The sequence below is a fragment of the Olsenella massiliensis genome, assembly GCF_001457795.1.
In the GTDB taxonomy this organism is placed as follows: domain Bacteria; phylum Actinomycetota; class Coriobacteriia; order Coriobacteriales; family Atopobiaceae; genus Olsenella_F; species Olsenella_F massiliensis.
The window spans coordinates 124590-147754 of record NZ_LN898209.1; the positions used below are offsets into that span (position 1 = coordinate 124590).

Annotated in this window: 17 protein-coding genes, 3 rRNA genes and 1 riboswitch; of the genes, 14 read left to right on the plus strand and 6 right to left on the minus strand. The window is 64.1% G+C overall.

The window, feature by feature from the left end:
- Positions 1 to 8: 8 nt before the first annotated feature.
- The 5 genes from pstB (at position 9) to BN3001_RS01750 (ending at position 4045) form a co-directional block, all read left to right on the plus strand.
- Positions 9 to 746, plus strand: a complete 738-nt coding sequence (gene pstB, locus BN3001_RS01730; RefSeq protein ID WP_235815010.1) for a phosphate ABC transporter ATP-binding protein PstB — start codon at positions 9 to 11, stop codon at positions 744 to 746.
- Positions 746 to 1417 (plus strand): phosphate signaling complex protein PhoU, encoded by a 672-nt coding sequence (gene phoU, locus BN3001_RS01735; protein ID WP_058270102.1) that lies wholly within the window; start codon positions 746 to 748, stop codon positions 1415 to 1417. Before pstB ends, phoU begins: the two co-directional genes overlap by 1 nt.
- A gap of 2 nt (positions 1418 to 1419) precedes the next feature.
- Positions 1420 to 2103 (plus strand): response regulator transcription factor, encoded by a 684-nt coding sequence (locus tag BN3001_RS01740; RefSeq protein ID WP_328585280.1) that lies wholly within the window; start codon positions 1420 to 1422, stop codon positions 2101 to 2103.
- A gap of 12 nt (positions 2104 to 2115) precedes the next feature.
- Positions 2116 to 3624, plus strand: a complete 1509-nt coding sequence (locus BN3001_RS01745; RefSeq protein WP_082629920.1) for a sensor histidine kinase — start codon at positions 2116 to 2118, stop codon at positions 3622 to 3624.
- 220 nt (positions 3625 to 3844) lie between these two features.
- Positions 3845 to 4045 carry a hypothetical protein gene (locus BN3001_RS01750; protein WP_058270104.1) on the plus strand — a complete coding sequence of 67 codons (201 nt, stop codon included), beginning with the start codon at positions 3845 to 3847 and terminating at the stop codon, positions 4043 to 4045.
- A 248-nt stretch (positions 4046 to 4293) separates the two neighbouring features.
- On the opposite strand, the gene BN3001_RS01755 is transcribed toward BN3001_RS01750, so the two are convergent.
- The 4 genes from BN3001_RS01755 to BN3001_RS01770 form a co-directional block, all read right to left on the minus strand.
- On the minus strand, positions 4294 to 5133 hold the full coding sequence (locus BN3001_RS01755; protein WP_058270105.1) for a MetQ/NlpA family ABC transporter substrate-binding protein: 840 nt from the start codon (positions 5131 to 5133) through the stop codon (positions 4294 to 4296).
- A 101-nt stretch (positions 5134 to 5234) separates the two neighbouring features.
- Positions 5235 to 5909 (minus strand): methionine ABC transporter permease, encoded by a 675-nt coding sequence (locus tag BN3001_RS01760; RefSeq protein ID WP_058270106.1) that lies wholly within the window; start codon positions 5907 to 5909, stop codon positions 5235 to 5237.
- Positions 5902 to 6651, minus strand: coding sequence for a methionine ABC transporter ATP-binding protein (locus BN3001_RS01765; RefSeq protein WP_058270107.1), 750 nt, complete (start codon positions 6649 to 6651; stop codon positions 5902 to 5904). Before BN3001_RS01765 ends, BN3001_RS01760 begins: the two co-directional genes overlap by 8 nt.
- A 228-nt stretch (positions 6652 to 6879) precedes the next feature.
- Positions 6880 to 7839 (minus strand): AraC family transcriptional regulator, encoded by a 960-nt coding sequence (locus tag BN3001_RS01770; RefSeq protein WP_082629921.1) that lies wholly within the window; start codon positions 7837 to 7839, stop codon positions 6880 to 6882.
- Between the two features lie 186 nt (positions 7840 to 8025).
- Between BN3001_RS01770 and BN3001_RS01775 the strand changes: the two genes are divergently transcribed.
- Positions 8026 to 10287 carry a glycogen/starch/alpha-glucan phosphorylase gene (locus BN3001_RS01775; protein ID WP_058270108.1) on the plus strand — a complete coding sequence of 754 codons (2262 nt, stop codon included), beginning with the start codon at positions 8026 to 8028 and terminating at the stop codon, positions 10285 to 10287.
- A 121-nt stretch (positions 10288 to 10408) separates the two neighbouring features.
- Positions 10409 to 10981 carry a nitroreductase family protein gene (locus BN3001_RS01780; RefSeq protein WP_058270109.1) on the plus strand — a complete coding sequence of 191 codons (573 nt, stop codon included), beginning with the start codon at positions 10409 to 10411 and terminating at the stop codon, positions 10979 to 10981.
- Positions 10982 to 11146: 165 nt separating this feature from the next.
- Here BN3001_RS01780 and BN3001_RS01785 read toward each other — a convergent pair whose 3' ends face one another.
- Entirely contained in the window at positions 11147 to 13252 is a 2106-nt protein-coding gene (locus BN3001_RS01785; RefSeq protein WP_058270110.1) for a heavy metal translocating P-type ATPase, read from the minus strand.
- 59 nt (positions 13253 to 13311) lie between these two features.
- Positions 13312 to 13608 carry a hypothetical protein gene (locus BN3001_RS01790; RefSeq protein WP_058270111.1) on the minus strand — a complete coding sequence of 99 codons (297 nt, stop codon included), beginning with the start codon at positions 13606 to 13608 and terminating at the stop codon, positions 13312 to 13314.
- A 931-nt stretch (positions 13609 to 14539) separates the two neighbouring features.
- Here BN3001_RS01790 and BN3001_RS01795 point away from each other — a divergent pair.
- The 7 genes from BN3001_RS01795 (at position 14540) to BN3001_RS01825 (ending at position 23105) form a co-directional block, all read left to right on the plus strand.
- Positions 14540 to 16057: ribosomal RNA gene (locus BN3001_RS01795) — 16S ribosomal RNA — on the plus strand.
- 249 nt (positions 16058 to 16306) lie between these two features.
- Positions 16307 to 19242: ribosomal RNA gene (locus BN3001_RS01800) — 23S ribosomal RNA — on the plus strand.
- Positions 19243 to 19347: 105 nt separating this feature from the next.
- A 5S ribosomal RNA gene (gene rrf, locus BN3001_RS01805) occupies positions 19348 to 19463 on the plus strand.
- Together the 16S, 23S and 5S rRNA genes form the textbook arrangement of a ribosomal RNA operon.
- A 375-nt stretch (positions 19464 to 19838) precedes the next feature.
- Positions 19839 to 19952: riboswitch (TPP riboswitch) on the plus strand.
- Between the two features lie 55 nt (positions 19953 to 20007).
- Entirely contained in the window at positions 20008 to 20349 is a 342-nt protein-coding gene (locus BN3001_RS01810) for a thiamine-binding protein (RefSeq protein WP_058270112.1), read from the plus strand.
- Between the two features lie 90 nt (positions 20350 to 20439).
- On the plus strand, positions 20440 to 21189 hold the full coding sequence (locus BN3001_RS01815) for an ABC transporter permease (protein WP_058270201.1): 750 nt from the start codon (positions 20440 to 20442) through the stop codon (positions 21187 to 21189).
- Positions 21190 to 21194: 5 nt separating this feature from the next.
- On the plus strand, positions 21195 to 22253 hold the full coding sequence (locus BN3001_RS01820; protein WP_235815011.1) for an ABC transporter substrate-binding protein: 1059 nt from the start codon (positions 21195 to 21197) through the stop codon (positions 22251 to 22253).
- Entirely contained in the window at positions 22254 to 23105 is an 852-nt protein-coding gene (locus BN3001_RS01825) for an ABC transporter ATP-binding protein (protein WP_082629909.1), read from the plus strand.
- Positions 23106 to 23165 lie beyond the last annotated feature (60 nt).

The window sequence follows — 23165 nt, forward strand, 5'->3', positions numbered from 1 at the left end:
CCGAGAGCATGTCAGTTGAGCATCTCAACCTATGGTATGGGGACAACCAGGCCCTGACGGACGTGAGCCTGGTGGCGCCCGCGAATGAGATCACGGCCTTCATCGGACCGTCCGGCTGCGGCAAGTCCACGCTGCTGCGCTGCCTCAATCGGATGAACGACCGCATCGAGGGCTGTCGGGTGGAGGGCGTCGTGAGGCTGGGCGACGAGGACGTCTCGACCTCCGACGTCTACGCGCTCCGTCGCCGGGTGGGCATGGTCTTCCAGAAGCCCAACCCGTTTCCCCTGTCCATCTATGAGAACGTGGTCTACGGCCTCAGGCGGCAGGGGCACGCCAGAAAGGTCGAGCTCGATGAGGTCGTGGAGCGCACGCTGCAGAGCGTGGGGCTGTGGGACGAGGTCAAGGACAAGCTCGGCAAGTCGGGCCTCTCACTGTCGGGCGGCCAGGCCCAGCGCCTCTGCATAGCCCGCGCCATGGCGGTCAACCCCGACGTCCTGCTCATGGACGAGCCCACGAGCGCCCTCGACCCCATCTCCACCGCCATGGTGGAGGAGCTCGCCACGCAGATCGCCAAGGAGCACACGGTCGTCATTGTCACGCACAACATGCAGCAGGCGACGCGCATCTCACAAAAATGCGCCTTCTTCTACCTGGGCGAGCTCGTCGAGTTTGCCCCGACGGCTCAGCTCTTCTCGGCGCCCAGGGACAAGCGCACGGAAGACTATCTTACGGGAAGGTTTGGCTAATGAGGACCAGGACTTCGTATCTCAAGCAGCTTGACAAGCTCGGGCGTCACGTGTCCGCCCTGGGCAAGGGCGTCGTCGACAGCATTCGCGACACGGGATTTGCCATCTCGGAGGGCAACGAGGAGGCCGCCCAGGAGGTCATCGACGGGCATTCGGTGAGCGAGCATCTGCACCGCTCCATCGAGGACTCCTGCATGAACATCATGCTTCTGCAGTCGCCCATGGCAAGCGACCTGCGCATGGTCACGGCCACGTTCCGCGCCATCAGCGACCTGGCGCGCATCGAGGAGATGGCGTACGAGACGGCCTTGCTCTCGCAGGAGACTGACCTCACGCTCGCTCCCGCGTTTGCCCAACAGCTGGGTGACATGTCACAGCGCGCTGCTACAATGCTCGAAAGGGCAATGGAGGCGTTCAACTCCTCGGACGTCGAGGGCGCCGAATCGGTGTTCCTGATGGATGACGCCGTGGACAAGATCTTTGACGCGGTCCGCGCCGACATCATCACCCTGCTGCGCCAGGGGGATGATGCCGCGACCATCGCGCCGGAGCTGCTCACCATCGCCAAGTACTACGAGCGCATGGGTGATCATGCGCAGAGCATCTGCGACTGGGCCATCTTCCGCGCCACCGGCGAGTATCGCGGAAGGTTCATGGTGGAAGAGGAGTAGCGTTGGCGCTGGTCTATTACGTCGAGGATGACGACAACATTCGTGACCTCTCGATCTACGCGCTGAGGCAGGCCGGCGTCGAGGCGCACGGCTTCACGGACGACGACGAGTTTCGTCGCGCCTGCACCGAGCGCCTGCCTGACGCCGTGCTCCTTGACATCATGCTCCCCGGAACCGACGGCCTCCAGATCTTGGGGCGCATCCGGCAGACTGCGGGCCTCTCCAAGGTCCCGGTGATGATGCTCACCGCCAAGGACACGGAGCTTGACACCGTTCGGGCGCTGGATAACGGCGCGGACGACTACCTGGCCAAGCCCTTTGGCATGATGGAGATGGTCTCGCGGGTCAAAGCCCTGCTCAGACGCTCCGGCGTGAGCCGCACGGAGAAGTCCGCCGAGATGCTCGTCATAGGCCCCATCGTCCTGTGGCCCAGTCGCCGCGAGGCGACGATGGAAGGCAAGGACCTGCAGCTGACCATGCGAGAGTTTGACCTTCTGGAGTTTCTCATGCGCTCGCCCGACGAGGTCTTCACGCGCGAGACGCTGCTGCAGCGCGTGTGGGGCTGGGATTTTGACGGGGGCTCGCGTACCGTTGACGTGCATGTTCAGCAGGTGCGCTCCAAGCTGGGCGACTGTGCGCGCCTCATCGAGACGGTCAGGGGCGTGGGCTATCGGATGCGCGGATAGGCCGTGCGCGGCATGAGGGTGGACACGACGGGTGGGCTGGGCGCGCGCGATCATGCTACGCCCGCCCGCCTGCGCGACTCTGCGGCGCTACTGCTTCCCGTCCGGCGGGCGATCTCGCTCAGGGACCGCATCTTCTGGGCGCTTGCGTCTGTCTCGGTTCTGGCGTCGCTGCTCGTGACCATCGCCTCCGCCTACGTGCTGCAGGCGACGCTGACGATTGACGCCCATGCGACGCTGTCGCGCGAGTGCAGGATCATCGGGTCGGTGCTCGACGACTCGGCCGACGCCGTGCGGACGCTTTCGACGATGATGCTGGGCAACGAGCGTTCCACCCTCATCGCGCCTGACGGCACGGTGCTCTTTGACAGCATGACGGACGCCGCCGACCTGCCTAACCATGCGGGTCGTTCCGAGGTTGCCGACGCCCTTGCGGCGGGCAGCGGATCGTCCGACCGCAAGAGCCAGACGGTGGGCTACGTCTCGATCTACGAGGCGATCAGACTGGCGGACGGCAGCGTCCTGCGCCTGTCAGAAGACCGTGCCGGCGCCATGGCCCTCCTCTGGTCGAGCCTTGCGTGGATCGTCGGCATCCTCGCGGGGCTTGTGACGCTGAGCTGGTTCACGTCGCTGTTCCTCTCACGCCGCCTCATCAGGCCCGTGCTCCGAATCGACCCGGCGCGGCCCGACTGCCAGGCGCCGTATCGGGAGCTCGAGCCCCTGGTGCAGCGCCTGAGCAGCCAGCAGGAGCTTCTCGAGGAGCAGATGGAGCGGCTGCGCGACATCGACAGCATGCGCAGGGAGTTCACGGCAAACGTGACGCATGAGCTCAAGACGCCCATCTCGTCCATCATGGGGGCCTCCGAGCTCATTCGCGACGGCATCGTCCGCCCTGAGGACGTTCGCGGGTTCGCGCGGCGCATCAACAGCGACGCGCAGCGGCTTTCGTCGCTTGTCTCTGACATTTTGACCCTCTCGAAGCTGGACGAGTCGGAGCGGTCGCTGGACCTGACGGCACTGGGCAGCTCCTCTCCCTGCGACCTGTACGAGGTGGCTCGTGACGCGTGTTCCCGCCTGCAGCCAAAGGCGGACGCGGCGCGGGTGTCGCTTTGGCTGGAGGGGGGTCCCACCGTGGTGACAGGCTACCCGCGGCTTGTGGACGAGATGGTCAGCAACCTGGTGGAGAACGCTATCAGGTACAACGTGCCGGGCGGCTCGGTGACCATGCGGGTGGGCATGCGCGGGCATGCCCCCACCGTCAGCGTCAGGGACACGGGTGTGGGCATTGCCCCCGAGAACCAGGAGAAGGTGTTCGAGAGGTTCTTCCGCGTCGATAGGAGCAGGTCGAGGGCGAGCGGCGGCACCGGTCTGGGGCTGGCCATCGTGAAGCACGTTGCCAACGTGCACGGCGCGAAGCTGTCCCTCAAGAGCAGGCCTGGCAAGGGGACCACCATAACGGTCGTCTTTCCTGCGTCGACGGACACCCAGGGCTCGCAAGATGCGCAGGGGGCGCCCGAAGCGTAAGGCACGATGCGGCTCGACCCGACGGTCTCGTTGACTCCTGCGCCGATGGGGGCTTTGCCTGCGTCGGGATGATCGCGGGGCCGTCCCTGCGCGCGCCCACAAGCCGCCCAACAATTCTGACGTGCGCCTTACCAGGACGTAACGTTGGTCCCCTATGGTTAAGGCGTGCAAAAGGCAGGCCTTGATGGGCCGGGCATCGTCGCGCGAAAGGAGGCGTCGCATGTCAGAGACTCAACGTAGCGTCATCTTCGTCGTGGTGTACTTCGTGCTGCTGGCAGGCATCTTTGTGCGTGACTGGCTGTCTGAGAGAAGCCAGGCTGGCGCGCCGTCGCAGACACGGGACCATTCGGCCGGCGAGCAGCGCCGCGTCGCGCGGTCGTCAGGAAGCCACGGTGCGTCGAGCATGATCGCGCTCGGCTAGGCATGCGACAGCCCTCTCGCGGGGCCTAGCTCGCCCGCAGGGTGACGGGTGCCGTCTCAGTGTGTACGTTTGGACGGGTCTTGATAACCGGATCCTGGGCAAACGCAAACGTTAGCCTTCGCAACGTACGCTTTGAGCGGCAGGGGGCACGTAGAGGGGGCGGGGGCGCGCCGGTTTGGCATGCCCCCGCCCCTGTGACATCACTCCGCCCGGAGGTCCGCCTCGTGCGCCGATTGGCGCACGGCGTTCTAGAAGGCGGGCAGGACGTCCTTGTCAAAGGTCTCGGAGAGGTACTTCTTGAAGTCATCCGAGGTCAGCACCGCAACCAGGGCCTTGATGCGCTCGTCGTCCTTGTTGGCGGGCGTGGTGACGAGGTAGTTGGCATACTGCTTGACAGCGACGCCTTCGGCGGACTCCACGACGAGGGCGTCACTCACGTGCAGCCCGGCGTCGATGGCGTAGTTGCCGTTGATGACGGCAAAGTTAACGTCCTGGAGCTGACGCGGCACCGCGGCCGCCTCCACCTCCACAAGCGTCACGTTGTGGGGGTTCTCGGCCACGTCGGCGGCGGTGGACTCCAGGTTGTTGGGGTCCTTGAGCGTGATGATGCCCGCCTGCTGCAGCAGAAGCAGGGCGCGGCCCTCGTTGGTGGGGTCGTTGGGGACGGCAATCTGTGCCCCGTCGGTGATGCCAGCGAGGTCCTTTGACGTGCCGGGGTAGATGCCAAAGGGCTCGTAGTGAATCGCGGCCACGCCCACAAGGTCGGTGCCGTTCTCCTTGTTGTAGTTGTCAAGGTACTTGATGTGCTGGTAGTAGTTGGCGTCCACCTCACCCGATGAGGTCACCTGGTTGGGAATGATGTAGTCCGTGTATTCCTTCACCACAAGCTCGATGTTCTGGTCCTTGAGCCTAGGAGCGGCAAAGGCGGTGAGGATCTCGGCGTGCGGCGAGGGGGAGGCGGCGACCTTGAGCGTCTTCTGCTCCGTGGAGCCGGCAGCGGCAGATGAAGCGCCAGTGCCGCAGGCCGCCAGCGCGCCGGCGGACAGGACGAGGGCGGATGCGGACAGGAAGTTCCTTCTGGAGATCATGACGAATCCTTTCGTGTGAGGGGGCCTCCGGAGACTCCGGTGGCCAAGATGCCTGGTGGGTTGTAAGGGCTGCCGATAAGCGGTGGGTAGGAACCTGGTTCCTAGCGGTGGTCGATGTGCTTCGCGATAAGGTCGCAGCTGCTCTGGATGACCTGAACGACAACGACGAGCAGGACGATGGTGGCAATCATGGCCTGGTCCTCGTAGCGATAGTAGCCGTAGCGGATGGCGATGTCGCCCAGGCCCCCCGCGCCGACTGCGCCGGCGATGGCCGTGTAGCCCAGGACCGAGATGAGGGTGATGGACACCCCGCGCACGATGGAGGGCATGGCCTCGGGCAAAAGCGCAGAGAGCACAATCCTCGGCAGGGAGGCGCCGCAGGCCTCGGCAGCCTCGATGGCGTCACGCGGCACCTCGTTCAGCGACTGCTCGATCATGCGGGCGACGAAGGGGGCGGCCGAGAGGACGAGCGGGAAGATGACGCCGCGCACGCCGATGGTGGTGCCGACGAGAGCCTTGGTCACGGGCATGACCGAGACCAGCAGGATGATGAACGGTATGGAACGGGTCATGTTGACGACCCAGCCGAGCACCGCGTTGACGGCGCGATGGGGGCGCAGGCTTTCCGGCGCCGTCACGTAGAGGATGACGCCGATGACGAGGCCCAACAGGTAGGCGATCGTTGTGGAGAAGAACAGCATGGCGAGGGTGTCCAGGAGGCCCTGACCTAGAAGCGGGCCAAACGTCGCGAAGAGGTTGCCCATGACCTTACTCATCCCAGCTCACCTGCCCCAGAAGCGCCTTGGTCGTCTCGTGCTGCGGGTGGGCAAAGACCTCGTCCACCGTGCCCGCCTCGACGACCGTGCCGCGCACGAGTACCGCGACGTCCTTGCAGATGTCGCGCACCACGCTCATGGAGTGCGTGATCACCACCAGGGTGACGCCCGTCTCTCGGTTGATCTTCTTGAGCAGCGAGAGGACCGATGCCGTGCTGGCGGGGTCCAGGGCGCTCGTCGCCTCGTCGCAGAGGATGTACTCGGGCTCGCAGGCGAGGGCGCGGGCGATGGCGACGCGCTGCTTCTGGCCGCCCGAGAGTTGCGCGGGATAGGACGAGGCCTTGTCGGCCAGACCCACCTCGTCAAGAAGCGCGCGGGCGCGACGACGGTTTTCCTCGGTGACCCTGCCCGTGCCGGCCAGGAAGGGAAAGCACACGTTCTCCAGGGCCGTCTTCTGGGCGAGAAGCCCGAAGCCCTGGAAGATCATCGCGACGCGGCGACGATAGGAGCGCAGGTCGCTGCCCGTGAGCCCCGTCACGTCGATGCCGTCGACCACGACTTTGCCCGACGTGGGGCGCTCAAGGAGGTTGATGCAGCGCACCAGCGTTGACTTGCCGGCGCCGGAGATGCCGATGATGCCAAACACGTCGCCGTTGGGAATGTCCAGCGAGACGTTTGACAGGGCATGGTCGCCACCGCCGTCGGCTCCGTAGACCTTTGTTAGTTGTTGCAGGGAAATCAAGACACGTCTCCGCTCGATACGGCATGGCAGAAGGTCGCCGCCTGCCAGCGGCGACTCAATGGGAACGCCCGGTCCTCCCTTGCGGCGGTCGCCTAAAGGAGGTGCCCGGGCTTGGGCATCTGCATGGCGGCCGTTGCCGTCGCGGGGGCGATATGTCCTCTGATCCAACGCATGCCGTCTACTCTAGCGGGAGCGTAAATTGCGAGTCAATGCATAGCACTACATCTGTTATCGCATGCTGGTTATCGATATAGACGATAATGAACGATCGACCCCGGCCGTGTCGCCCGCGTCGCGTCCGTCGGCCCCGTGGCGCCTATACGCGCCGGGGGAGATGCCAAAGCGCCCCTTGAACCTGCGGATGAAGTACGAGAGGCTCTCGAACCCGCAGCGCGCGGCTATGACGCTTACCGGCTCCTCGGAGCGTCTGAGCAGGTGGCTCGCTGCGGTGAGCCGATACTCCGTGAGATAGCTGACGAACGACTGGCCCGTCTCGTGCCGGAAGCTGCGCATGAGATGCGCCTTGCTGTAACCGGCGACCTTGGCCGCGTCCTCGACGGTGAGACGCTCCCCGTAGCGCTCCCGCACGAGCTCGAGGACGGCACGCATGCGGTCGGCGGAGGCGCGACGCGGGCGTGGGGACGCTGCGCCCCCGTGCAGGTATATGGCGCGGAGCAGCAGCAGCAGCTCGCTCTTGACCACGAGGGAGTAGCCCGGCGCGCACGTTTCGCAGGCGCGGTCGGCGGCGTCGAGAGCGGCGCGGGCCTCGGCTTCGAGGGGGCTTCGCTCGATCAGGGGGCAGGGCAGCCGTATGGTCCCCGCGCGCAGCGGCGCCACGACGTTCTCGGCGAACCACGCGTCATTTGGCCCTCCTCCCAGCATGGACAGGGAGAATATGATGTTCTCGTACTCCATGCGCTGGCCCCGCGCGCCGTCGATGGCGTGAATCTGGCCGGGAGTCACCACGACGATCGAGCCTGCCTGCACGGGATGGCTCTCGAAGTCCACGGAGACGACGCCCGAGCCCCTCTTGACGTAGATGACCTCCATCTGCTCGTGCCAGTGGGGAGCCACGCGCTCGAAGTCAAGCGGGATGGTGCAGAGGTAGGTGTCATAGGGAAAGCCGGGCTGCTCGTGGAGGCGCGTCTCCTGGTACTGGCTGTACTCGTCGAAGCCATCGGCGGCCATGTCGTCTCCCTCCAAAGGGACGTTTTCTTTCCACGGATCGATATTGCTTGTATTGTGCAATATCGCGCCGCTCTGGTGCAAGAAATGTATCCCCTTAAGCTTCTATAGTTCAGTTAACGCATAATCGCTCGAACGCTTGGAGGGACGGCCGCCGCCGGCGCGCCGCCCAAGGGAGGGAACACGACCATGACCAGCCTGCGACTCTCGACGTACACGGATAGGCCCCTGGAATCCTGCACGAACTTGGAGCTCTTCAACGCGCTGCTCAGCCTCACGAAGGACGCCTGCCGCCAGCGGGGCCTCAACGAGGGCAAGAAGAAGCTCTACTACATCTCCGCGGAGTTCCTCATCGGCAAGCTCCTGAGCAACAACCTCATCAACCTGGGCCTGTACGACCAGGTCCGCGACGAGCTCGCCGCGGCGGGAAGGGATCTCGCCGAGCTCGAGGAGTTCGAGCATGAGCCCTCGCTGGGCAACGGCGGCCTCGGTCGCCTTGCCTCCTGCTTCATGGACTCCTGCGCCACGCTGGGGCTTTCCGCGGACGGCGTGGGTCTTGCCTACCACTGCGGGCTCTTCCGTCAGACCTTCGCGCGCAACAAGCAGTGCGAGACGCCTGACACCTGGCTCACCTGGGGCCAAGAGAGCTGGATGGAGAGGAGCGAGCGCCGCTACGTGGTGAGCTTTGGCGGATTCTCGGTCACGTCCACCCTGTATGACGTGGCGGTCACGGGCTATGGTTCGGCGTGCGGGCGCCTGCGCCTCTTTGACGTCGACAGCGTGGACGAGCGACTCATCAAGCAAGGGATCGCCTTTGACAAGAGTGAGGTCAAGAGGGGCCTCACGCTCTTCCTCTATCCCGACGACTCTGACGAGGCCGGCCGCATCCTGCGCGTGTACCAGGAGTACTTCATGGTGAGCAACGCCGCCCAGCTCATGCTCGACGAGTGCGTCGAGCGCGGCAGCAACCTCCACGACCTCGCGCAGTATGCAGCGGTCCAGATCAACGACACCCATCCCACCCTGGTCATCCCCGAGCTCGTGCGCCTGCTGGGCGAGAGGGGCATCGGGCGCGACGAGGCGATCGACATCGTCCGCGACGTGTGCGCCTACACCAACCACACGATCCTGGCCGAGGCGCTCGAAACCTGGCCCCTGTCCTATCTTGAGGAGGTGGTCCCGCAGCTCGTGCCCATCATCAGGGAGCTTGACGCCATTGCCGCCGAGCGTTGCGACGACCCCTTCGTCCGGGTGATCGACGAGGACGGGCGCGTGCACATGGCCAACATCGACATCCACTTCTCGCGCTCCGTCAACGGCGTCGCGGCGCTTCACACCAAGATCCTCGAGGAGTCGGAGCTGGCACCCTTCCACAGGCTGTATCCCGAGAAGTTCAACAACAAGACCAACGGCATCACCTTCCGCCGTTGGATGGTCTCCTGCAACCCCCGCCTGTCCGCGCTCGTCTCGTCCAAGCTGGGCGAGGGATGGAAGCGCGACGCCACCCAGCTCGAGGGCCTGCTGGTCTATCGGGACGACGGGGAGGTCCTGGACGAGCTCACGGCCATCAAGCGGGAGAACAAGCGCCGCTTTGCCGCGTGGATGCTCGCGCACCAGGGAGTCGCCATCGACCCCGAGTCCACCTTCGACGTGCAGTCCAAGCGCCTCCACGAGTACAAGCGCCAGCAGCTCAACCTGCTATGGGCCATCCGGGAGTACCAGCGCATCCTCAGGGGAATCCTTCCCCCGAGAAAGGTGACCCTGATCTTTGGCGCAAAGGCCGCCCCCGCCTACGTCATCGCCAAGGACATCATCCACGCGATTCTCAGCTTTGGCGAGCTTGTGGAGAGCGACCCGCTCGCCAGCCGATACCTGCAGGTCGTGATGATCGAGAACTACAACGTGACGGCGGCGGAGCGGCTGATTCCCGCGGCGGAGCTGTCCGAGCAGATCAGCCTGGCCTCCAAGGAGGCGTCGGGGACGAGCAACATGAAGTTCATGCTCAACGGCGCGGTCACGCTGGGGACGATGGACGGCGCCAACGTCGAGATCGCGGAGCTGGTGGGGGAGGACAACATCTACTGCTTTGGCGAGGGGTCGGACGACGTGATCGCGCGCTACCAGCGGGGAGACTACGACCCTGCGAGCTATCTCAGGAGGCAGAGAGAGCTCAAGGCAGCCGTGGACTTTCTCGTGGGGCCCCAGATGGGCGCCGTGGGAGACGAGGAGAGCCTCTCGCGCCTGCATCACGAGCTCACGACAAAGGACTGGTTCATGACCTTCCCGGACTTCAGGGAGTACTGCTCCGTGAAGGGTCGCATGCTCGCCGACGTGCTCGATGAGCGCGCCTGGGCGCAGAAGGCGCTCGTCAACATCGCAAAGGCGGGGTACTTCTCGTCCGACCGCACCATCGCGCAGTACGACGCCGACATCTGGCACCTGCGGGCCTGAGGGGCATGAGGCGCGAGCGCCCTGCGAAAGGAAACCTGCGCGGCAGGTGCATACGTGCCCATAAGGCTATTAGACGCAGGTGCGCCGCCGTGGGTGGTGCCGTTATCGAGAGGAAGTCGCCATGGGATTGCTCGACGCGCTTACGAAGAGAAGGTCCGTCTATGCCCTGGGCAAGGATCTGCCCGTCTCCGAGGACGAGGTCATCGAGAACGTCTCTCGTGCCGTCGAGCTCGTGCCCGACGCATTTGACATGAAGTCGGCACGCGTGGTCGTTGCCCTGGGGCGGAGGCAGGACGAGCTGTGGGACGCCATCTATGACGCCTTTGGCGGCAAGGTCGCTCGCGAGAAGATCGATGGCTTCAAGGCCGGCGCCGGCACCGTGCTGTACTTCATCGACGAGAGCGTGGTCAGGGACCTGCAGGGGCGGTTTTCGTCGTATGCCGAGAGCTTTCCCGTGTGGGCCGAGCAGGCCAATGGCATGTTGCAGCTGGCCGTGTGGGGCAGGCTCGCCGAGATGGGCATCGGCGCCAACCTGCAGCACTACAACCCGGTCATCGACGAGGCCGTGAGGAAGCTCTTTGACGTGCCCGCGGGGTATGTGCTGCGCGCGCAGATGGTGTTTGGCAACATCCTTGAGGCTCCTGGCCCCAAGGACGCCGAGGACGTCACCAAGCGTGTGAGCGTGAGGCGCTAGCGCCAAGGGCGGCCGCAGGCACGGGACGGGGACAACGCACGCGCATACGGACGAACGTGACTCTTTCGCCATCACAAGCGGCTGGCAGCCTACGGAGGCTGCCAGCCGCGTTCCCGCCCGCCGGTGCATGGCCGTATGTATCAATAGGCACATGGCGCAGCGTGTCTAGCGTCCGCGACCCAGATAGGGGCAGGTGCTCGCCGCCGCCACCGCAAAGGTAGAAAGATTGTGTATATACGCCGCCGTCCCCACGCTCATGAGCCCCAGAACGCCCAAGACCATGAGCGCCGAGTTGCCCGTGATGATTGCCGCATAGTTTGTGCGAATGCGCCGCATGGAACGCTGAGCGAGCGTGCGCATATATACCAGTCCGTCGAGCGAGGTGTTCATGATGCTCACGTCCGCGACGGCGCGGGCTATGTCGCTCGCGTCGCTCATGGCCACCGACACGTGAGCGGTCGCCAAGGCGGGAGAGTCGTTGATGCCGTCGCCGACCATGATGACGACATGCCTTTCGTCGCGCAGGCGCTTGATGTAGGCGCTTTTTTCTTCAGGCGCAACGCGCGCATGAAAAACGTCAATGCCCAAGGCGTCCGCAACGTTCCGAGCGCTTGGCTCGGCGTCGCCGGTAAGCATGACGACGTGTGATATGCCGAGGTCGTGAAGCTCGCGTATGACTCTTTTTGCTTCGGGTCGTATGGCATCGGTGATGCAGAACGCCCCGACGAACTCTCCTCCTATAGACAGATAGATACGAGAGGCATCTGGTGCGACATCGGCAAGAGCTTGATCGAGGTTTGCCGGCTTCTCAACCCCTTCGTCCATGAAGATGAAGTCTTCCGAGCCGATGCAGGCACGCTTGCCATCGATGGTGGTAACGATGCCGTGCGCAACGACATACTCAACGCGTGCATGGAGTTCCTCCTGGTGCACAAGCTCCTGCCTCTTAGCGGCCTCCACTAGCGCCCGAGCCATACTATGCGGAAAATGCTCCTCGATGCAGGCCGCGTAGCGGAGTAGCTCCCCTTCTGACAGATCGGAGAACGGCACGATGTTGGAAAGGGTTGGTTGAGCAAGCGTGAGCGTGCCCGTCTTGTCAAATACGATCGTGTCGGCATACGCAAGCGCCTCAAGATACTTGCCACCCTTTATCGTGCACTTGTTCCTGGCAGCCTCATTCATGGCGCTCATGACGCACATGGGCGTCGAAAGCCTGACGGCGCAGGAATAGTCCACCATGAGCACGACAAGCGCCTTGGTGAGCGTGCGCGTAAGCGCGAGCACGGAGAAGAAGGCCAGGAAGCTATACGGCACAAGGGCATCAGCCATGCGCTCCGCCTTGCTCTGCACCGACGCCTTGAGGGCAGATGATCGAGAGACGAGCGTCACGATCTCATCAATGCGAGCTTTTCCCGGAGGGGAGACGACGCGGACATAGAGCTCACCGTTCTCCAACGCGGTGCCAGCATAGATGGTCGCTCCTTGCGCCTTGTTCACCAGACGGGATTCTCCCGTCAGCGAGGCCTCGTCGACCTCGCCCTCGCCTGCGACGACGGTCCCGTCAACTGGCAGCACCGACCCGCAGAGCAGGTGAAGGACGTCACCCTCTTGAACCTCTTCCATCGCGATCTCAACGTCCGTGCCGTCAACCGTGCGCCATGCCGTCGCCGCGCGCGTGATGATGCCCTCTTCAAGAGCAAGCCGCATGCGCTTTTCGACATGCTCCTGAAGCCGCGCGGAGAGTCCGATGAGCGTCACGATCGAGGCAACCTCTGAAAAAGACCGCTTGAGCAAAAAGGCGCCGACGGCAGCCGCGTCGAGCACGTCAACCGTTATCGACCCATGCACGAGGCGACGCATGCCCCCCATGATGATGGGTACCGCACGTACCAACGTCCAAAGGGCCCCGAGCGGCGCCGGAAGCAGAAGACGTCCGACGGCGCGACCGATGAGAATGTGCCCGACATGCAGCGCAAACTCATTGTTCTCACGGGCAACCTGGAGCTCGAGGGGTATCTCGACGCTTTGCACGTCTTTGACCGGAAGGTCATCCACCTCAAGCGCGTCGAGGATGCCAAGCACCGCATCTCGCGCGCCTGGCACATGCGTGATGACGATGGACCCATTCGCCGGATGTACCTCCGCAAACAGGACGTGCTCATGCTGCATGAGCGCACAGGAAAGGCCGAGGCTCTCTTGGTCGCTAAAGAGCAAGCTTCCGCAGACGAGTCGCAGCCTTCCCGGCATCTCGTGGGCAATGTGATAGTGCATGCGCTTCCAATGCCATTCTTAGCGTGGTTGACGTGTTCACATGTGGGTAGGTCAAACGCCTACGCAGTGGGGTTATCTACCTTTGCGGTGGCCTTCTCGCGCATGCTGGGCTCGATGGCGGCGATTTCGGCCTTTACGAGCGCGTCGATCTTTGCCTTGCGACGAGCCTCGGCGCGCATGTCATTGGCCGCGTCGATGATCGACTGCGTCTCCGCGCTGACCGCATCGCCAACTGCCATGGCGCCCGAGGTGACCGTCACGGCACTTTTGTGCAGCACGCCCGATTTTTGCAAACCTGCGACAACCCCTGCCAGAGCAACGCCGCCGAGGCAACAAAGTCCCTTGTGAAACGACATGTCACGATCCTTTCTCGTTCGGTTTCCACGTACGCATACAATAGTTTGCTTAGTATAACTTATACGCGCGGCGACAGGTACCAAAAAAGCCAAACTAGCGCTTTCTCAGGGATGTGACGTCGTGTCACCTGAAGAGGATTCGCCTGACTGCAGAGGCGGTGGTGGACCACCATACATTTCCTTTTAGTCATGACTGATGGGGCAGGAGGTTCCGGCATGCCCGCCGGGGCCGGTTCGGGCCGCACGGCGCGCCATCGATGCCGCTGCTAGGCTGCCATGGGTAGTTTTGCATATTCCCACTCTAGTTATTAGCCCATTACCTGTGTCCTCCCTCCCAAGTCGGCATTACTCGGGTGTTTGGGCCAAAAATGAGGGAAACCGCCGAGTAGTGCCGACTTTTTGACGTCTCCCGCAAAGAAGGGTGAATGGGCGGGCTGGGTTTTACCATTCTTCGGACTGCCGTGCCGCAAAATCTTGCTTACGGCGGGGGGCACCTTTTAAATGCGGCGCGCTCGGAGGTGTCAGCCAGCGGCAGGCCCCAAGGGCGACGACCATAACGCGTCGTCTTTCCGTTTTACGTTACGTAGCGCGCCATGTAGAAGGCAAAGATGTAACTATATATGTCTTATAGGGGCCGCCATCCCTTCAAAAATATGGACACTCTATGAACTAGTCTTTTCACGGACCCATAAGGCGCACAAGACACGTATAGTTATACCTCGCGCCGCACGGAAGGGCGAGGCCCAAAGGGCGGCGCGGCGAACCTTGAGAACCGGATACTGCGATCGAGAGATCGACAAGAGACAGCGAAGAATGAGCGAAGCTCGAGACGACGCAGAGTCAATTCGAGACCAAGCGAATCCAGATCAGCGGAGCATTCGGCGGGGTCGGCCCCACGCGAGACGACCCCGGGCCCCAGGGCCCGGGAGCTCGAACGGAGAGTTCGATCCTGGCTCAGGATGAACGCTGGCGGCGCGCCTAACACATGCAAGTCGAACGGTAAAGGCTGCCTCGGAAGCGAATAGGGTGGCGAACGGCTGAGTAACACGAGGGCACCCCGCCCCTCGCACCGGGACAGCCTCGGGAAACCGTGGTAAATGCCGGACACTCCGCCGCCCCCGCATGGGGGCGGCGGGAAAGCCCAGACGGCGAGGGATGGGCCCGCGGCCTGTTAGCTCGTTGGCGGGGTGACGGCCCACCAAGGCGATGATGGGTAGCCGGGTTGAGAGACCGACCGGCCAGATTGGGACTGAGACACGGCCCAGACTCCTACGGGAGGCAGCAGTGGGGAATCTTGCACAATGGGCGAAAGCCTGATGCAGCGACGCCGCGTGCGGGAGGAAGGCCCTCGGGTCGTAAACCGCTTTCAGCAGGGACGAGGCCGCAAGGTGACGGTACCTGCAGAAGAAGCCCCGGCTAACTACGTGCCAGCAGCCGCGGTAATACGTAGGGGGCGAGCGTTATCCGGATTCATTGGGCGTAAAGCGCGCGTAGGCGGCCTGTCTGGTCGGGAGTCAAATCCGGGGGCTCAACCCCCGCACGCTCCCGATACCGGCGGGCTTGAGTCTGGTAGGGGAAGGCGGAATTCCCGGTGTAGCGGTGGAATGCGCAGATATCGGGAAGAACACCGGTGGCGAAGGCGGCCTTCTGGGCCACGACTGACGCTGAGGCGCGAGAGCTAGGGGAGCGAACAGGATTAGATACCCTGGTAGTCCTAGCCGTAAACGATGGACACTAGGTGTGGGGGGACGTGCCCTCCGTGCCGCAGCCAACGCATTAAGTGTCCCGCCTGGGGAGTACGGCCGCAAGGCTAAAACTCAAAGGAATTGACGGGGGCCCGCACAAGCAGCGGAGCATGTGGCTTAATTCGAAGCAACGCGAAGAACCTTACCAGGGCTTGACATCACCGTGAAGCGGCGGAGACGCCGTGGCCGAGAGGAGCGGTGACAGGTGGTGCATGGCTGTCGTCAGCTCGTGTCGTGAGATGTTGGGTTAAGTCCCGCAACGAGCGCAACCCCCGTCGCATGTTGCGAGCGGTCGCGGCCGGGAGGCAGCCTGCACCGCCGCAGGCGTCAAGCCGGAGGAAGGCGGGGACGACGTCAAGTCATCATGCCCCTTATGCCCTGGGCTGCACACGTGCTACAATGGCCGGCACAGCGGGTTGCCACCGCGCGAGCGGGAGCGAATCCCCAAAGCCGGCCCCAGTTCGGATCGGAGGCTGCAACCCGCCTCCGTGAAGTCGGAGTTGCTAGTAATCGCGGATCAGCACGCCGCGGTGAATGCGTTCCCGGGCCTTGTACACACCGCCCGTCACACCACCCGAGTCGTCTGCACCCGAAGTCGCCGGCCCAACCCTCGCGGGGGGGAGGCGCCGAAGGTGTGGAGGGCGAGGGGGGTGAAGTCGTAACAAGGTAGCCGTACCGGAAGGTGCGGCTGGATCACCTCCTTTCTAGGGAGACAGACTTCTTGGAAGTAAAGAGAGCCGATGGCCGGCGCCCGCCGGCCCGCAGGTCCTGCCTCTTGCCGCCCCTGCGGGGGCGCAGCGTCCGGTCCCGAGGGCTCGCCCCCGGCGTACCTTGAGAGCCGCATAGCGTGACAAAGACGATATTTTCTTTTTTCTAAGAAGATCGCATCTGATCGCCCGGGGCCGCCAGGCCCCGGAGTGTATGTATGTACGTATGCACCAGGCCGTCGACGAAGAGAAGATGGTACGTGCGCACGGTGGATGCCTAGGCACAGGAAGCCGACGAAGGACGTGACAAGCTGCGATAAGCCGCGGTGAGGGGCACATGCCCGACGACCCGCGGATCTCCGAATGGGCGAACCCGGCGGGGCCCATGCCCCGCCGCCGCCGCCTGAACTCATAGGGCGCGCGGAGGCAACCTGGGGAACTGAAACATCTAAGTACCCAGAGGAAGAGAAATCAACCGAGATTCCCCCAGTAGCGGCGAGCGAACGGGGAGGAGGCCAAACCGGCGGGCGCTTCGGCCCCGCCGGGGTTGTAGGGCCGTGGTCACGAGGTTGGCCGCGACCAGCAGGCGGGTGAACGGTAGGGCCTGGGAAGGCCCGCGAGACAGGGTTAGAGCCCCGTACGCGAACCCCCGCCGGCTGCCGACCGGTCCCTGAGTACCGCCGGACACGTGAAACCCGGTGGGAAGCTGGGGGGACCACCCTCCAAGCCTAAATACTCTCCTGTGACCGATAGTGGACAAGTACCGTGAGGGAAAGGTGAAAAGCACCCCGGGAGGGGAGTGAAATAGTACCTGAAACCGTGCGCGCACAAGCAGTCGGAGCGGCCCCTCGGGGCCGTGACGGCGTGCCTTTTGTAGAATGAGCCAGCGAGTTACGGCGTGTGGCGAGGTCAAGCCACGAAGCGAGCCGCAGCGACAGCGAGTCCCAACCGGGCGCACAGTCGCACGCCGTAGACGCGAAGCCGGGTGAGCTATCCACGGGCAGGCTGAAACGGGGGTAAGACCCCGCGGAGGGCCGAACCCACCTAGGTTGAAAACTGGGGGGATGACCCGCGGATAGGGGTGAAAGGCCTATCAAACCCGGAGATATCTCGTTCTCCCCGAAATAGCTTTAGGGCTAGCCTCGGACGCTTACCTGCGGAGGTAGAGCACCGGATGGGCGCGGGGGCCTCACCGCCTACCAAACCCAACCGAACTCCGAATGCCGCAGGTCCGGAGTCCGGGAGTCAGAGCGCGTGGGCTAAGCCGCGCGCTCGAGAGGGAAACAGCCCAGACCGCCCGCTAAGGTCCCCAAATCCATGCTGAGTGGCAAAGGATGTGCGTTTGCTCAGACAACCAGGATGTTGGCTTAGAAGCAGCCACCCATTCAAAGAGTGCGTAACAGCTCACTGGTCGAGTGGACATGCGCCGACAATATACGGGGCTAAGCATGGTACCGAAGCGGCGGACTGACCTGTCAGTGGTAGGGGAGCTTTCCGTCCGGGGCGAAGCCGCGGGACGACCCGCGGTGGACCGGCCGGAAGTGAGAATGCTGGCATGAGTAGCGAGAGGGGCGTGGGAAACGCCCCCGCCGTAAACCCAAGGTTTCCTGGGCGAGGCTAATCCTCCCAGGGTCAGTCGGGAGCTAAGGCGAGGCCGGAAGGCGTAGCCGATGCGCAGCAGGTGGACATTCCTGCACCTCCGACGCGGCGCTTGACCGACGGGGTGACGAAGAAGGGTAGCTCAGCGGGGTTCTGGACGTCCCCGTGAGGCCGCGTAGGCCGGGGGGTGGCGAAGTGCGCCCCCCGCGAAGGCCGAGGCGGCTGACGACGCGACTGAGCGAAGCGAGTGAGCCCATGCTTCCGAGAAAAACCCCTAGGGAGCCGCTAGGAGCCCGTACCGCAAACCGACACAGGGGGGTGGGTGGAACATACCGAGGCGCGCGGGAGAACTATGGTTAAGGAACTCGGCAAAATCGCCCCGTAACTTCGGGAGAAGGGGCGCCGCCGCAGGTGGAGGGACGCGCTCCCCGAGCCCGCGGCGGCCGCAGCGAAGAGGTCCAAACGACTGTTTACCAAAAACACAGGACTCTGCTGAAGTCGTAAGACGACGTATAGGGTCTGACGCCTGCCCGGTGCCGGAAGGTCACGAGGAGCCGTCAGCGCGAGCGAAGCGGCGAATCCAAGCCCCGGTAAACGGCGGCCGTAACTATAACGGTCCTAAGGTAGCGAAATTCCTTGTCGGGTAAGTTCCGACCTGCACGAAAGGCGTAACGATTTGGACGCTGTCTCAACCATAGACCCGGTGAAATTGCACTAGTCGTGAAGATGCGACTTACCCGCGGAAGGACGGAAAGACCCCGTGAACCTTTACTGCAGCTTGACATTGGCTGCCGGTCCGTCGTGTAGAGGATAGGTGGGAGACTTCGAACCCGGGACGCCAGTCCCGGGGGAGTCGCCCTTGGAATACCACCCTCGACGCTCTGGCATCCTAACCCGCGGCCGTGAGCCGGCGCGGGGACCGTGTCAGGTGGGTAGTTTGACTGGGGCGGTCGCCTCCTAAAGAGTAACGGAGGCGCGCAAAGGTCTGCTCAGCCTGGTCGGCAACCAGGCCCTTGAGTGCAAGAGCGCAAGCAGGCTCGACTGCGAGGCCCACAAGCCGAGCAGGGACGAAAGTCGGCTCTAGTGATCCGGCGGCCCAGAGTGGAATGGCCGTCGCTCAACGGATAAAAGGTACTCCGGGGATAACAGGCTGATCTTCCCCAAGAGTCCACATCGACGGGAAGGTTTGGCACCTCGATGTCGGCTCATCGCATCCTGGGGCTGGAGCAGGTCCCAAGGGTATGGCCGTTCGCCATTTAAAGCGGTACGCGAGCTGGGTTCAGAACGTCGTGAGACAGTTCGGTCCCTATCCTCCGCGGGCGTAGGAGAACTGAGGGAGGCTGCCCCTAGTACGAGAGGACCGGGGTGGACGGACCTCCGGTGAACGGGTTGTCAACCAATGGCACTGCCCGGTAGCTGAGTCCGGTCGGGATAACCGCTGAAGGCATCTAAGCGGGAAGCCCGTCCCGAGATGAGTTCTCCCTCTGGTAAGGCCCCTCGTAGACCACGAGGTGATAGGCCGCAGGTGCAAGGCGCGCGAGCGTCTCAGCCGAGCGGCACTAATCGGCCGAGCTCTTCTGTTCGCGTCCGGCCCGGCGGTCGGTGCGGTCATCTTGGGCGTCGTCGGCGTCGCGCTGTGCGGCCCTCAGGGCACGCGGGAGCGGCCCGAGGGAGAACGCCCCTCGCTGGTCGGCGGCCATGGCAGGGGAGGCACACCCGGTCCCATGCCGAACCCGGAAGTTAAGCCCCCGAGCGCCGATGGTACTGCGGAGCAAGTCCGTGGGAGAGCAGGACGCCGCCGACCAGCGAGGCGCGTTTTCGCGCGATGGAAGGCCCCCGGGGTGACCCCCGGGGGCCTTCTCGCCCTCGCGGCGCCCTGGCGCCTTTTCAGCTCGCGCCCGGCCGGCCTCCCGGGGTTTCACAGGTGGCTTGTTGATTCGTCTTATTTTCCTCAGCTCGCGTGCTGATAGGATCATGCCAAGAGAAGATGGACCGTTCGGGAGTTTCCCGAACGGTCTTTTGTTATGGGCGACGTTGCGCTTGGGGTCGATTGTGGCAATGCCGCTGGTCAAACGGTGGTCCTCATGCGGGGCCTGGTAGTCCTCATGAGGGGCCTTATGGTACCTTACGTGCAAATTTGGGCCTCCAAGCATTAGCGGGCGGAGGAGTGGTAGAGTGTCTCTACAGAAAAGGGAGCTGCGGATACGGCGCGGCTGAGAGGAACGACCGATTCGTTCGACCTTAGAACCTGATCTGGGTAATGCCAGCGTAGGGACCACGGCACGCGCAAAGGCGAGGGTCCCGGACACAGCGGGACCCTTTTTTGTGGCCCGCAGGAGGGAGTGCCGATGAACTGTTCTGTCGCCATCCAATATTTGCCGATGGGGGCGGGCTCCGACGACGAGGTCTGCCGCATCGTCGACGAGGTCATCGCCACCATCGACGCGAGCGGTCTCGACTACTACGTGGGACCGTTTGAGACCACCGTCGAGGGGGAGTTTGACGCCTGCATGACGCTCGTGAGGCGCTGCATAGAGGCGGGCGCCGCCGCAGGTAGCGCCGAGTCTGCGAGCTACGTCAAGATCTTCTACCGTCCTGGCGGCGACGTCATGACCACCGAGCGCAAGATCGGCAAGTACCATCAGACCGATACGGAGTTTGCGCCAGCGTCTGCGGGGTCGGTGGCCTAGGTGGCTCAGGGGTACGACAGCGATCAGCCTGCCATCAAGGCGTCGCGCCGGGCTCCGGCGTCGTCCGCACGCCATGTGCGCCGGCGAGGCCTGCGTCGCGCCGTCGTCCCCGCCGCCACGGTGGCGGGGCTCCTGGCGCTGTGGCAGCTGGCCGTGGTCGCTGGTCTCATTCCCAACTTCCTTTTGCCGAGTCCCGCGCAGGTCGTGTCCGCGCTCGTCGCCGACGCGCCGCTTCTGACGAGCCATGCCGCCACGACGCTGGCAGAGGCGGCCCTGGGACTTCTCATAGGGTGCGCGGTGGGCTTTGCCTTTGCCGTGCTCATGGACCGCTTTGAGATGCTCTACCTGGCCTTCAGCCCCCTCATTACCGTCTCGCAGACCATCCCCACCGTCGCCGTCGCCCCGCTTCTGGTGCTGTGGTTTGGCTACGGCCTGATGCCCAAGGTGGTGCTCATCGTGATCACCACGTTCTTCCCCGTCACCGTGTCGCTCGTCGCGGGCTTCCGCTCGGTCGACCCCGACATGGTGGACCTCATGAGAACCATGAACGCCACGTCTGCCCAGGTGTTCTGGCAGGTCAAGATTCCTGCGGCGGCCGAGCAGTTCTTCAGCGGCCTCAGGATCAGCGCCACCTACGCCATCGTCGGCGCCGTGATCGCAGAGTGGCTGGGGGGCTTCTCGGGGCTGGGCGTCTACATGACCCGGGTTCGCAAGTCATTCTCGTACGACAAGATGTTTGCCGTCATCATGCTCATCTCGGCGCTTTCCTTGGCGCTCATGGGCGTGGTCGGCGTGCTGCAACGTATCTGCATGCCCTGGAAACGGGCAGAGAGGAACTGACGAACATGTCTTCTACCACTTCTAATACCGATTGCTCGATGTGCGCCAACTTGTCCCGTCGGGGCTTTTTGTCGGGCGCCGGCGCCCTGGCCGCCACGGCTGCCCTTGCGGGCTGCGCCTCGTCCACGCCTTCCGCCCCCTCGAGCTCTCCCGCCGCGCCCACCAAGGTCACCTTCTGCCTGGATTACACCCCCAACACGAACCATACGGGCATCTACGTGGCCAAGCGCGAGGGCTACTTTGCCGACGAGGGCATTGACATCCAGATCGTCCAGCCTGCCGAGGACACCGCCGAGACCATGATCGGCTCGGGTCAGGCGCAGCTGGGCGTGAGCTACCAGGACTACATCGCCAACGTCCTCTCCAACGCGCCCGACACGCCCATCGAGGCCGTCGCCGCCATCATCCAGCACAACACCTCGGGCATCATGAGTCGCCAGGCCGACGGCATCACGAGCGCCCGGCACATGGAGGACCACACCTACGCCACCTGGGACATGCCCATAGAGCAGGCCACGATCAAGGACGTAATGGAGGCTGACGGCGGCGACTTCTCCAAGCTGAGGATGGTCCCCTACAACACGGACGACGAGGTCGCGGGCCTCAAGGCCAACATGTTTGACGACGTGTGGGTGTACGAGGGCTGGGCCGTCCAGAACGCGGCCGTCCAGGGCTATCCCGTGAACTACTTCTCGTTCATCTCGATGGACGAGGTCTTCGACTTCTATACGCCGGTCATCGCCGTCAACCCCGACTTTGCCACGAAGAGCCCGGACGTGGTGAAGGCCTTCCTGCGCGCGGCCAAGAGGGGCTATGAGAAGGCCATCAGCGACCCGGAGGGCTCAGCGCGAATCCTCTGCGAGGAGGTGCCGGAGCTTGACGCCGCACTCGTGGCCAAGAGCGCCCAATACCTCGCCGGTCAGTATCAGGCCGAGGCTCCGAGCTGGGGCGTCATAGACAAGGGGCGCTGGGCCCGCTATTTCCAGTGGCTCAACGACAACAAGCTGGTCGAGAACCAGATTGACGTCAACGCCGGCTGGACCATGGACTACCTGGAGCGATAGGTGAGAGCTCCTGCGGACGGCGACGGGAAGAGGGGGGCGGCCGGCCGTGTGCCCGCCGCCCCTGCCGGCGCTGCCTCCTCCGACGTCGCCCCCGCGCTCGAGGCGGAGGCGCTCACGCTCTCCTGGAATGCCGGCGACTCCGTCGTCGTCGAGGACGTCTCGCTCAGCGTGGGCGCGGGCGAGGTCGTCTGTCTGGTGGGACGCTCCGGCTGCGGCAAGACCACCATCATGCACGCGCTCTCGGGCCTGTCCCGGCCGTTGTCGGGGCGCGTGCTCCTGCACGGGCACGACGTCACCGGCACGCCCGGACGGGTGAGTTACATGCTGCAGAAGGACCTGCTCCTTCCCAGCAAGCGCATCCTGGACAACGTGAGCCTGCCGCTGGTGCTGGGGGGCCTCTCGCGCGAGCAGGCGCACGAGAGGGCCCGGCCCCTGTTTGAGCGCTTTGGCCTCAAGGGCACCGAACGCAGCTGGCCCTCGGAGCTCTCGGGCGGCATGCGCCAGCGTGCGGCCTTCCTGAGGACCTACCTCATGGGCAATGACGTGATGCTCCTGGACGAGCCCTTCTCGGCGCTGGACGCCCTCACGCGCTCCGACATGCGCAGCTGGTACTGTGACATGGCCCATGAGCTGGGCATTGCCACGCTTGCCATCACGCATGACGTGGACGAGGCCGTGACCATGGCCCGCCGGGTCTACGTGCTCGCCGGAAATCCCGCCTCCGGCGTGCCGAGCCGGGTGGAGGCCGAGGTCAGGGTGGAAAGGCCGCCCGCCGGCGTCTCGGCGGCGGACTTTGCGCTGACGGAGGGCTTCCTTACGGCCAAGCGAGAGGTGCTCTCGTTCCTGCGCTAGCAGGATGACCGCGCCTGCCGCGGCGTCCATCCTGACGACGTCGGTCCTGGCCGAGCAGCA